Origin of the sequence: Streptomyces purpurogeneiscleroticus (genome assembly GCF_020024005.1) — a bacterium.
Lineage (GTDB): Bacteria > Actinomycetota > Actinomycetes > Streptomycetales > Streptomycetaceae > Streptomyces > Streptomyces purpurogeneiscleroticus.
Window position 1 is genome coordinate 1 of sequence record NZ_NHSG01000446.1, and the last position, 11466, is coordinate 11466.

Genomic DNA, 11466 nt, shown 5'->3' on the forward strand with positions numbered 1-11466 from the left:
GCGGGAACCGCTCGTCGAAGCCGCCGACGTCACGGAGGGCCGCGCTGCGGTAGGCCATGTCGGCGGTCGCCCAGGCGGCGCCTTCCAGGCCTGCGGTGCCGCGCTCCCAGTCGGTGTGGCGGCGGCCGGCGTCGAGCGGCACGTGGAGGCGGCCCTGCACGCCGCCGGTGCGGACGTCGGCCGCGGCGAGGTCGGCGGTGAGCCGGCGGCTCCAGTCGGGCGTCACCCGCACGTCGTCGTCGAGGAAGACGACCCAGGGCGTGCCGACGGCGGCCAGCCCCGCGTTCCGGGCGGCGGCGGGGCCGCGCCCGCCGGTGGCCGTCGTACGGATGCGGTCCTGGAGCGGGCCCGCGGCCTCCAGGGGCAGCGGCTCGCCGGGCTCGGGCCGGTCGTCGACCAGTACCACCTGGTCGGGCCATGGCTCGCCGGCCTCGGCGAGGGCCCGCAGGCAGTCCTTCAGGCAGGGCCTGCCGAGGGTCGGTATGACGACGGCGTAGGAGACCTCCGCTCCGGCGGCGCGGTGTACGGGGTCCGCGGTGCCGGTTGCGGTATGTGCCGGAGTGTCAGGGGGTGTCATGCGAACGCCCTCCCCCGGCGGACCGCGAACGGCCCGATCGCCAGCAGGTCGACCGGCGCGCTGCCGAAGCACTCCAGCGCCTCGCGCGGGCTGTCGACCATGGGGCGGCCCGCCGTGTTCAGGCTGGTGTTGACCACGACGGGGATGCCGGTGCGCCGGTCGAAGGCCGCGAGCATGCGGGCCACCAGCGGTTCGGTGCGCTCCTCAACGGTCTGCACGCGGGCCGTGCCGTCGACGTGCACCACCGCGGGGATCTTCGCGCGCCACGGCTCGCGGACGTCGTGCACGAAGAGCATGTACGGGCTGGGCAGCGGCCCGCCCTCGAACAGCTCGGGGGCCCGGTCCTCCAGGACCATCGGCGCGACGGGCCGGAACTCCTCGCGGCCCTTCACGGCGTTGAGCCGTTCGAGGTTGTCCGGGTGTCCGGGGTGGGCGAGCAGGGAGCGGTGGCCGAGCGCCCGGGGGCCGTACTCGCTGCGGCCCTGGTACCAGGCGACGATGCCGTTGTTCGCCAGCTCCTCGGCGACCGTCTCGGCGATGTCCTCGGGCTCCTCGTACGGAACGGCGGCCTCCTCCAGGACGGCGCGCAGCTCCTCGTCGGACCAGCCGCGGCCGAGCGCGGCGGTCGGCATCGGGGAGACGGGGGCCGCTTCCTGCTCCTGGGCGACGTGCAGCGCGGCGCCCAGCGCCGTGCCGGCGTCCCCGGCGGCGGGCTGGACCCAGATGTCCTCGTACGGACCGTCCCGGTACAGACGGGAGTTGGCGACGCAGTTGAGCGCGACGCCACCGGCCAGGGACAGGGTCCGGCGGCCGGTCTTGTCGTGCAGCCAGCGGCCGAGGTCGAGCGTCATGTCCTCCAGGCACGCCTGGGCGCTGGCGGCGAGGTCGGCGTGGTCGGTGGTGATCCGGCGGCCGGCGAGGCGGCGCGGCACCATCCGCTCCCAGGGCACGTGGTGCGCTACGTAGCCGCCGGTGCCGTCGGAGTGGACGTACTCGCGCAGCTGTTCGCGGAAGCGGGGCGTGCCGTAGGAGGCGAGCGCCATCACCTTGTACTCGTCGCTGCTGCGCAGGAAGCCGAGGTGGTCGGTGAGCTCTTCGTAGAACAGGCCGAGGGAGTGCGGGAGTTCCTGGGCCGCGAGGACCTTCAGCTCGCCGTCGGAGTAGGCGCCCGCGAGGTGCGAGGCGCACTCGCCGCGGCCGTCGAGCACCAGGACGGCGCTGTCGTCGTACGGGGAGGCGAGCCCGGCGGAGGCCGCGTGGGCGACGTGGTGGGCGACGAAGCGGACGCGTTCGGGCTTCAGGCCCGGCAGTGCCTCGGCGAGGAACTCCGGTGCCCGGCGGGCGTACTCCTGGCGGAGGTGGTCCCAGGGGTCGTCCAGGCCCATCATCTCGGCGGGGCGGGAGAGTTCGGGGTCGTAGGAGTAGGCGACGGCGTCGAGATCCGCGGGGGTCAGGCCGGCCTGTTCCAGGCACCAGCGGGCGGAGAGCTCGGGCAGTTCCCACGCCGAGAAGGGCACCGGCCGCTTGCCGTGCTTACGGCGGCTGAACCGTTCCTCCTCCGCAGCTGCGACGGTCGTGCCGTCGATGACGAGGGCTGCTGCGGGGTCATGAAAAAGAGCGTTGACACCAAGGACGCGCATGAAGTGATCCGTTCACGGGTGCGGGGCTTCTTCGGTCGGGGCGGCATGGGCGGGAGCGGCCGCTGCCGGCTGCGCGGTGAGCCGTTCGCGGGGGTCGCGGCTCGCGAAGTAGCCGATCGTGCGCTTGATCCCTTCCTCCCACGCGACCTTCGGCTCCCAGCCGAACATCTCGCGGGCGAGCGAGGTGTCGGGCCGCCGCCGTTCGGGGTCGTCCTCGGGCCGTTCGATGTACCGCAGCTCCGACCTGGAGCCGGTCAGCGCCACGATGCGGCGCGCGATCTCGGAGATGGGCGTCTCGTCACCGCCGCCGATGTTGACGGGGCGCACCGCGCGGCTCGCGGCCACCAGCAGCACGCCGTCAACCGTGTCGTCGACGTAGCACAGCGAGCGGGTCTGCTCGCCGCTGCCGGCCACGGTCAGCGGTTCGCCGGCCAGCGCCTGGCAGATGAACGTCGGGACCGCCCGGCCGTCGTGGGCCCGCATCCGCGGACCGTAGGTGTTGAACATCCGCACGATGCCGGCATTCGTGCCCTTGGCGCCGACGTGCGCCGTGACCAGTGCCTCGGAGAACCGCTTGGACTCGTCGTACACGCTGCGCGGGCCGACCGGGTTGACGTTCCCCCAGTAGTCCTCGCGCTGCGGGTGCATGAGGGGGTCGCCGTACACCTCGGAGGTGGAGGCGAGGACGAGGCGTGCGTTGTCGCGGTGCGCGATGGCCAGGGCGTTCCGCGTCCCGAGGCTCCCGACGTCCAGCGTCTCCAGGGGCATCCGGAGGTAGTCGGCCGGTGAGGCGGGGCACGCGAAGTGCAGGACCAGGTCGTAGGGGCCGCGGAGTTCGTCCACGCACTGCGGGAGGCAGACGTCCCGGTCCAGGAAGCGGAAGCCGGGGCGGCCGAGCAGGTGCTCGATATTGTCCATCGATCCCGAGGACAGGTTGTCCACGCAGTCGACTTCGACGTCGCTCTCCAGCAAGCGTTCGCAGAGGTGGGAACCGAGGAAACCGGCACCTCCGGTCACGACGGCACGCCGCCACGTCGGTCGCAAGGGCAGGGCAGTCACGCGTCGTCCTCCTTTCCGTGCGGCATGGCACTGGGTGGCACAGACCTTGAGTGTCCTATTTCCGTGCTTTTACGCATCTGCGTCCGTTCTACCGGCGACGGCCCGGGTACGCCTCTTGAGTGCGCGTCCTGAGTGCGCGCAAACGCGAAGGAGTACGGCATGCGAGAGCCCCTGACCGCCCTGACCGACGACCTGCTCGCCCGTCCCGGAGGACCCGGACGGACGCTGCTGACCGGGTGGTTCAGCTTCGACGACGGCGAGGTCACGGTCGGCGACGCGCTGGCCCAGCGCCGGGTCTCGCAGGCCCTCGCGGCGTGCGGCATCGCGCACGACACGGCCTGGAGTCGCGGCTTCGCGCCGGACCGTATGCCGCTGGACGCCGCCGATCCCACCGCTTACGGCCACGTCGTCTTCACCTGCGGCCCGGCGCACGGGGAGCAACTGCGGCGGCTGCACCGGCAGTTCAGCAACTGCCGGCGGCTCGCCGTCGGCGTGAGCGTGATCGACCCCGGCGACCCCGCGGTGACCGGCTTCGACCGGGTCTTCGCCCGGGACGAGCCGGCCGCCGCCCCCTCCGTCGACCTGGCCGCAGGGGCCCCACTGCACTCCGTGCCACCTCTGGCCGGGGTGGTGCTCACGTACGGGCAGGGCGAGTACGCGGAGCGGCGGCGGCACGACACCGTCGGCGGACAGCTGATCGAGTGGCTCACTCGACTGGACTGCGCCCGGGTCGAAGCCGACACCCGGCTCGCCATCGACGACTGGCGGCACTGCGCGACCCCGGAGCAGTTCATGGGGCTCGCCGCCCGGCTCGACGCCGTGGTCACCAACCGGCTGCACGGCATGGTGCTGGCGCTGCGGGCCGGGACGCCGGTACTGGCCGTCGATCCCGTACTGGGCGGCGCGAAGGTGAGCGCCCAGGCGCGGGCGCTGCGCTGGCCCGCGGTGATCCCGGCGGACGAGGTGACACCGAAAACGCTGGACCGGTGGTGGGAGTGGTGCCTGTCCCCCGCGGGCCGGGCCGCGGCCGGGCGACGGGCGCGGCTCATGGAGCGGGTCCGCGGGTCCCACCGGCCATGATTACGTTCCGCGATTCCGGTTACCCGAGGGACAGGAACAGAACAGTTCCCCTATATAAGGAGGAATCGTGCTCAGCGCCATCGCCGACGTACTGCGGGCCATCGGCAGCACCATCGCCGCCGTGGTGACACTCCCCTTCCGCGCGCTCGCCCGGCTCTTCGGCGGCGCCTCGCGAGGCGCCCACCGCTAGGCCCCCTCTCGAAGGAGTGCGAGTCCATGACGGGAGACCGGCGGAAGACCGTGCAGGCCCTGCTGGAGACGCACGGGCAGACCTACGCCGCGGAGGCGGGCATCACGCTCCGTGACACCCCGCAGCCGCTGTATCAGCTGCTCGTGCTCTCCTGTCTGCTCAGCGCGCGCATCCGGGCCTCGGTGGCGGTGGCCGCGGCGCACGAGCTCTTCGAGGCGGGGATGCGGGACGCCCGGTCCATGCGGGACGCGACCTGGCAGCAGCGGGTCGACGCCCTGGGCCGGGGCAGCTACCGCCGGTACGACGAGCGCACGTCCACCCAGCTCGGGGACGGCGCGCAGCTGCTGCTGGACGATTACCAGGGCGACCTGCGACGGCTGCGGGACGAGGCCGGCGGTGACGTGGACCGGCTGAAGGAGCTGCTGCAGAAGGTGCCGGGGCTCGGCCCGGCCGGCGCGGACATCTTCCTGCGCGAGGCCCAGGCCGTGTGGCGGGACCTCTCCCCCTACCTCGACAGCAAGGCGCTGCAAGGCGCGGAGCGGCTGGACCTCCCCGAGAAGCCCGAGGAGCTGGCGCGGCTGGTGTCCGCCGAGGACACCGCCACGCTGGCCGCGGCGCTGGTCCGGGCAGCCCTGGAGAAATCCGTGGTGGAGGACGTCGAGAAGGAGACGTCGTAGCGGACGACGCCGAAGGGGCCGGGACAGCTGTCCCGGCCCCTTCGCGCGTGCGGAGGTACGTACGTGCCTGTCAGGCGGCCGTCCGGTAGGCCGCCGCCGTGGCCGGCGCGGTCCGGATCGTGCCCTTGCGGACGTGCAGCACGGCACCCAGGCCGGTCACGGCCGCGATGATCAGACCGCCGGCCACCAGGGCGCCCCGCGCACCGGCCCACTCCATGAGGAGGCCGAGCAGCGGCGGGGCCACCAGGCCCCAGCCCGTGCTCAGGCTCCGCCAGACGCCGAGCACGCGGCCGCGCATGTTCGCCGGCGGGTCGGTCTGCAGCACGGTCGTGCCCGCGGTGTCGGAGACCGACTCCACCACCGACATCGGCAGCACGAGGACCAGCAGCAGGATGAGCGAGGGCGAGAGGCCGGCGACGGCCTGGAGCAGTCCACCGGCGGCGGCCAGGGCGCCGACGAGCTTGACCGAGGGCCTGCGCAGCCGCGCGGCGAGGATCGCGCCGACGATGCCGCCGGCGGCCAGCACGGAGGAGACCGTACCGAAGGCGCCGGCGCCCGCGCTGAGCGGCCCGGTGACCAGGACGGCCAGGGTGAGCTGGTAGTTCCGGCCGAAGATCGCGCTCAGGCCGGTGATCACGGCCAGCGCCACCAGCCGCGGGCGGCGCATGAAGAAGGCCACGCCCTCGCGCGCCGTCATGGCGGGCTCGGGGTCGGCGGGCTCGGAAACCTGCTGCGGCGCCTTCTCCTGGCTCACCGATGCCTTCTCCAGGCTCACCGGCGCCCGCCGATCGTCGGAGGCTTCGCCGCGCGAGCGCAGCGCCTGGCCGACCGGCCGAAGGAAGGGGATCACCGCGGCGACGAAGAGGAAGGAGAAGCCGTTCGCGGCGTACGCGGCGCCCGTGCCCAGCACGCCGACGGCCACACCGGCCAGCGCCGTACCGCCGAGCCGGCCCACGCTGTGCACCAGCGAGCCGACCGCGATCGCCGAGGGCACGTCCTCCTTGCGTACCAGGTCGTTGCCGAGCAGCGAGGTGGCGGGGCCGTCGACCGTGGCGATGATGCCGGTGACGGCGGACAGCGCCATGAGCAGGCCGTAGTTGAGCTGGTCGGTGGCCACCAGGAAGGCGGTGGCGAACGCGACCAGGCCCAGCATGGCCTGGCTCACCGCGGCGGTGACCTTACGGGGCCAGCGGTCCACGACCGCGCCGCCGAACAGGCCCATGAGCAGGCCGGGGCCCGCCTGTACGGAGAGCGACAGACCGGTGGCGGCGGCGGACCCGGTGAGCTGCAGCACCAGCAGGTTCTGGGCGGTCAGCTGCATCCAGGTACCGGCGTTGGAGACCAGGTTGGCCACCGACCACCAGCGCATGCTGCGGTAGCGCAGCGAGCGCCACGGTGCGTGGCTGCCGCCGGAGCCGCCCGTACGGCCGCGCCCGAAGAGGTACTTCAGGTTCGCGGTGTACCGGCGTACGGAGGAGGGGGCTTTGCCGCCCCGTGGATCACCGGCCGGATCGACCGGGTCGGACGTATCGGCAACGGGATCGGCGGTAACCGCGGAGTCGGCGGCGGTCGCACTCTCGGATGCGGCCACCTGCGCGGCGATGCGGCCGGGAGCAAGGACGGGAGAAGGCACGGCAGAACACTTCGTGAAGAGCCCGTCAGGCTCGGAAAGCGGCTCGGCGGGTGCGCGGGCACGGCTGTGTGCGCCGGCGGGCCTGGAGTGCCGAGAATCGGTCGGTGCCGGGCCGGAGGAGCGCGCGACTGCGCACACCCCGGGCACGACAAGGTTCGACTTTCACATAACGGGGCGGCCGGGGAAACGCTCTTGGGGTGCGATGGCCGTCACCCTGCCATGGAGCCCTGGTGGATCCCTTGTGCCCCAAGGGTTCCGCCGAGTGGGTGCGGATTCTCACAGGGGGCGGTGAGCCGGTGACCCACGGGTACTCGCTGACCGCCCGAAATTGCGTTTGCACGAGGTGTGACGGTTCCGCAGGGTGGGTGCAGTGAGGCAGAAACGGGCACCCGTGCTGCGGAACGGCAGTCCAGGAGAGGAGAGCGGCCATGTCCGACGAGGCGATGGGTGACGAGGTGTACCAGCCGCCCGCCTACGACGTGTCGGCCAAGCCCGACGACCTCGACATGGAGGACGCCCTCGACGAGCCGGATGCCGACCAGCAGCTGGACGAGGGCTATTCGCCGCCGGAGAAGCCGTTCGCGGTGAACCAGACGGGTACGACGGCGAACGAGCAGCGCGCGGGCGAAAGCCTGGACGAGCGGCTGGCCAAGGAGGTGCCGGACGTGGCACCCCCCGAGGGCAACGGCATCGGTGACCTGCCGGGCGGCGACGGTGAGCCGGTGGACGAGCAGGCCGGGGAGGACCGTGCCGGGCGCATCGTCAGCGGCGACCAGGGCTTCCCGGACCACGGCCGGAACGCCAACGACGTCATCGCCCGGGACGTGGGCATCGACGGCGGCGCCGCGGGTGCCGAGGAGGCGGCGGTGCATGTCGTGGACGACGAGAACGTCAACGACGACGAGTCCCCGCCCCTGCCCTGACGCGGTAGAAAGGGGGCATGAGCGAGGACGCCGGGCAGGCACCGGACGACGTGGACGCGGTGACCCGTGCCGTGCTGACCGCATCGCGTGTGCTGGTGGCCGTCTCGGCGCGCTCGCTGGCCTCGGTGGAGGGGACGGTGACGCTGCCGCAGTTCCGGCTCCTCGTCGCGCTGTCCACGCACGGCGCCGCGAAGCTCGTGGTCGTCGCGGAGCTGCTGCGGGTCAATCCGTCCACCGCCATGCGCATGATCGACCGGCTGATCGGAGCCGGTTTCGTGGACCGCAGGGTCAATCCCGACAACCGCCGCGAGACAATAGTGCAGTTGACCGAGGCGGGACGGCACCTCGTCGAGGACGTCACCGCGCGGCGGCAGGCCGAGATCGCGGAGATCGTCGGGCGAATGCCCGCCTCCGAGCGCGCCAGCATCGTGGCGGCGCTGACCGCCTTCGCCTCCGCGGCCGGCGAACCCCCGGTCGCCGGATCCGACCCGTACCCCTTGGGCTGGGCCGCCCCGAGCACTCCCTGAGCGCGCGCCGGTCCCGGGTCCGCCCCCGGAGGTGTTGTCCGCCATGACCACCGCCACCGACGCCGATGCGCGTACCGGCCCGGCCGTCACCGCCGTACGCGGACCGCTCGTCCGCTTCCCGGCCGACCCGTTCCGCACCGGCCGCGAAGAGTCGTTCTCGTACACGGAGGACGCGCTGCTGATCTGCGCCGACGGCCGGATCACGGCGGCCGGCGAGTACGCCGCGCTGCGCCACCTGCTCCCCGCGGGGAACACGCCGGTCCACTACCCGGACCACGTCATCCTCCCCGGATTCGTCGACACCCACCTGCACTGCGTGCAGACCGATGTCATGGCGGCCTTCGGCGCCGACCTGATGGGGTGGCTGGAGCAGCGCGCGTTCCCCGAGGAGGAACGGTTCGCGGACGCCCGGTACGCCCGCGAGGCCGCCGCCGTCTTCTGCGACGCGCTGCTGCGCAACGGCACGACCACCGCGCTGGTCTTCGGCTCCGTCCACCCGGAGTCCGCCGACGCGCTGTTCGAGGAGGCGGCCCGGCGGGAGCTGCGGATCGCCTGCGGCAAGGTCCTGATGGACCGCAACGCGCCCGACGCGCTGCTCGACACGGCGCGCAGCGGTTACGAGGAGTCCAGGGCACTGCTCGCCCGCTGGCACGGCAAGGGCCGCGCCCAGTACGCGATCACGCCCCGCTTCGCACCCAGCAGTACGCCGGAGCAACTGGAGACGGCCGCCGCGCTGTGGCGGGAGTATCCCGGTGCCCTCCTGCACACCCATGTCTCGGAGACGCCCGACGAGGTCGAGTGGGCCCGCTCGCTCTTCCCCGGCCGCGCCGGCTACCTCGACATCTACGACCACTACGGGCTGCTCGGGCCGGGCGCGGTCCTCGCGCACGGCGTCCACCTCTCCCCCGCCGAGCGCGCCCGCTGCGCCGCCACCGGCACCGCGCTGGCCCACTGCCCCGGCTCCAACCTGGCCCTGGGCAGCGGGCTCTTCCCGGCGCGCGAGACCGCGGGCGGCCCGCACCCGGTGACCGTCGGGCTCGGCACGGACGTCGGCGCGGGCCCCACCTTCTCGATGCTGTCGACGGTGTACGAGGCGTACAAGGCCGCCGCACTGTGCGGCGCCCCGATCGACGCGGTACAGGCGTACTACCTGGCCACGCGGGGCGGCGCGGCGGCGCTGGGCCTCGCGGACACCGTCGGCTCCCTGGCGCCCGGGCAGGAGGCGGACTTCGTGGTGCTCGATCCGCGGGCCACGCCGCTGCTCGCCCGGCGCGCGGCGCGCGCCGAGGACATCGAGGAGCTGCTGTTCGTCCTGGCGGCGATGGGCGACGACCGCGCGGTGCGCTCCACGTACGTCGCGGGGCGGCGCGCCCACGACCGGGACGGTGCACCGGCCGGGCGCGGCGCGGGCGGCCCGTGACCGGTTCTCAGCGGCCCAGGGCCTTGGCCAGCTCGTCCTTGCTCATCGAGGAGCGGCCGTCGATGTTCTTCTTCTTGGCCTCGTTGTAGAGCTGGTCCTTCGTCGGCCCCTGGGGGCCGGTGCGGTTGCCGGAGCGCTGGCCGCCGCGCTGCGACGCCGACTTGGTGTCCCGCGTGGAGGACTTGCTCGCCGTCTTCGACTCGCCGGTGCGGGCCCGCTCCTTGTTGACCGTCCGCGCGGCGATCTCCTTCGCCCGCCCGGTCGAGGTGCCCCGCTTCTGGGCGCCTTCCTTGATGTGCTCGTACTGGCGCTCGCGCTTGTTGCTGGAACCTCGCGGCATGTCATGTCTCCTCGTGGTCGGCCCCGGCCCGCCGGGAGTGCGGACCGGTGGCACGTTCCACTCCACTCCTCAGGTCCGGTCACCGCGAGAGGAGGTGGGCCGTTCGGGCACGCCGTCCGCGCCGGCCAGCCGGACCGCGCACTCCAGCATCATCGCGTGCACGAAGGACTGCGGGAGATTGCCCCGCAACTGACGCTGTGTGATGTCGTACTCCTCGGCGTACAGCCCGGCTGTGCCGCACGCGGCACGGTTGCGCTCGAACCAGCGGTACGCCTCGGTCTCCCTCCCCTGCTGGTGTTCCGCCAGCGCCATCGCGAAGCCGCAGAGCACAAAGGCGCCTTCGGCCTCCGCCAGCGGTCTCTCGTCGTGCCGGAAGCGGTACGCGTAGTGGCCGTCGGTCAGCTGCTCCTGGTAGGCCCGCAGCGTGGCGCGGGTACGCGGGTCGTCGGCGGGCAGCGTGCCGCGCAGGGCCGGTATGAGCAGGGCCGCGTCCAGCGCCGGGTCGTCGGCGGCGCGCTGCCAGTGGCCGTCGGGGTGCAGCGCGGTGGCGGTGGTGACGTCGAGGAGGGTGTCGGCGAGCGCGCGCCACTTGCGGGCCTGTGGCCCGGGCGGCCCGGCGGCGGCCATGGCGCGCAGCCCGCCGGAGCAGATGAGGCGGCTGTGCGTCCAGGCGCGCGCGTCCAGTTCCCAGATCCCGGCGTCCGGCTCCCGCCAGCGGCGCGCCACGGCGTCCGCGGCGATCTCCGCGGCCTTCCAGCCGTCGCCGTCGAGCCGGCCGGCGCGGGCCGCGGCGGCGAACAGCAGCAGCGCCTCGCCGAAGGCGTCGAGCTGGAACTGCCGGTTGACCCGGTTGCCGATCCGGTCGTAGCCGCCTGGGTAGCCGGCCAGGTTCAGTTCCCGCTGGTCGGGCACGGGGCCGCCGTCGGCCGTGTACGCGGGGGAGATTTCGGGCCCGTCCTCGTGCAGCCGCGCGCCGATGAAGCGGACGGCGGCGTCGAGCAGCGGGTAGTGCCCCGCCGCCGCCATGGCCTGGCCCGCGTAGCACTGGTCGCGGATCCAGACGTACCGGTAGTCGTAGTTGCGGCCCTCTTCGGCGCGTTCGGGCAGGCTGGTGGTGGCCGCGGCGATCATTCCGCCGCGCGCGCCGGTCATGCCGCGCAGCACGGCGTAGGACCGGCGGGCGTCCCCGGCGGCGACGGTGTGGTCCAGCGCGGGGACCGCGTCCCGCCAGGCCCGTTCGGTCGCGGCCCAGGCGGCGCCGGGCTCCGGTGGCGGGCCGTCCGGCGCGGTGCGGCCGAGCTCCAGGACGAGGTCGTGCCGCCGGCCGGGGTCGAGGCACAGGTCGAGGACGAGCCGGGTGGCGCGGCGGCGGTCGGAGTGCCGGCCGGTACGGGGGCCGC

Annotated in this window: 12 protein-coding genes; 6 read left to right on the plus strand and 6 right to left on the minus strand. The window is 73.5% G+C overall.

Annotated elements, in window-relative coordinates; all coding sequences use genetic code 11:
- From CCS38_RS32940 to CCS38_RS32950, 3 genes are all read right to left on the minus strand, one after another.
- The coding region (locus CCS38_RS32940; RefSeq protein WP_223736999.1) for a glycosyltransferase family 2 protein at positions 1–577 on the minus strand (577 nt) is incomplete at its 3' end.
- The gene (locus CCS38_RS32945; RefSeq protein WP_223737000.1) at positions 574–2217 is read right to left on the minus strand and encodes a carbamoyltransferase family protein; all 1644 of its coding nucleotides are present in this window, start codon (positions 2215–2217) and stop codon (positions 574–576) included. The genes CCS38_RS32945 and CCS38_RS32940, both read right to left, overlap by 4 nt.
- A gap of 12 nt (positions 2218–2229) precedes the next feature.
- The gene (locus tag CCS38_RS32950; RefSeq protein ID WP_223737002.1) at positions 2230–3276 is read right to left on the minus strand and encodes an NAD-dependent epimerase/dehydratase family protein; all 1047 of its coding nucleotides are present in this window, start codon (positions 3274–3276) and stop codon (positions 2230–2232) included.
- Between the two features lie 159 nt (positions 3277–3435).
- On the opposite strand from CCS38_RS32950, the gene CCS38_RS32955 reads away from it, so the two are divergent.
- From CCS38_RS32955 to CCS38_RS32960, 3 genes are all read left to right on the plus strand, one after another.
- A complete protein-coding gene (locus tag CCS38_RS32955; RefSeq protein WP_223737003.1) occupies positions 3436–4356 on the plus strand; it encodes a polysaccharide pyruvyl transferase family protein in 921 nt (306 codons plus the stop codon).
- A 67-nt stretch (positions 4357–4423) separates the two neighbouring features.
- On the plus strand, positions 4424–4546 hold the full coding sequence (locus tag CCS38_RS35435) for an LPFR motif small protein (RefSeq protein ID WP_308050908.1): 123 nt from the start codon (positions 4424–4426) through the stop codon (positions 4544–4546).
- Positions 4547–4572: 26 nt separating this feature from the next.
- Entirely contained in the window at positions 4573–5223 is a 651-nt protein-coding gene (locus tag CCS38_RS32960; RefSeq protein WP_223737005.1) for an HhH-GDP family DNA glycosylase, read from the plus strand.
- A 70-nt stretch (positions 5224–5293) separates the two neighbouring features.
- On the opposite strand, the gene CCS38_RS32965 is transcribed toward CCS38_RS32960, so the two are convergent.
- The gene (locus CCS38_RS32965) at positions 5294–6592 is read right to left on the minus strand and encodes an MFS transporter (RefSeq protein WP_263302844.1); all 1299 of its coding nucleotides are present in this window, start codon (positions 6590–6592) and stop codon (positions 5294–5296) included.
- Positions 6593–7284: 692 nt separating this feature from the next.
- Here CCS38_RS32965 and CCS38_RS32970 point away from each other — a divergent pair.
- The 3 genes from CCS38_RS32970 to guaD are packed head-to-tail and all read left to right on the plus strand — an operon-like array spanning position 7285 to position 9726.
- Positions 7285–7779 carry a DUF5709 domain-containing protein gene (locus CCS38_RS32970; RefSeq protein ID WP_223737007.1) on the plus strand — a complete coding sequence of 165 codons (495 nt, stop codon included), beginning with the start codon at positions 7285–7287 and terminating at the stop codon, positions 7777–7779.
- 17 nt (positions 7780–7796) lie between these two features.
- Positions 7797–8306, plus strand: coding sequence for a MarR family transcriptional regulator (locus tag CCS38_RS32975; protein ID WP_223737009.1), 510 nt, complete (start codon positions 7797–7799; stop codon positions 8304–8306).
- Positions 8307–8349: 43 nt separating this feature from the next.
- The gene (gene guaD / locus CCS38_RS32980; protein WP_223737010.1) at positions 8350–9726 is read left to right on the plus strand and encodes a guanine deaminase; all 1377 of its coding nucleotides are present in this window, start codon (positions 8350–8352) and stop codon (positions 9724–9726) included.
- A 7-nt stretch (positions 9727–9733) separates the two neighbouring features.
- On the opposite strand, the gene CCS38_RS32985 is transcribed toward guaD, so the two are convergent.
- Complete coding sequence (locus CCS38_RS32985) at positions 9734–10066, minus strand: plasmid stabilization protein (protein ID WP_223737012.1); 333 nt, start codon at positions 10064–10066, stop codon at positions 9734–9736.
- Positions 10067–10135: 69 nt separating this feature from the next.
- Positions 10136–11466 (minus strand): glycoside hydrolase family 15 protein (locus CCS38_RS32990; protein WP_223737013.1); only part of this gene is annotated, 1331 nt, incomplete at its 5' end.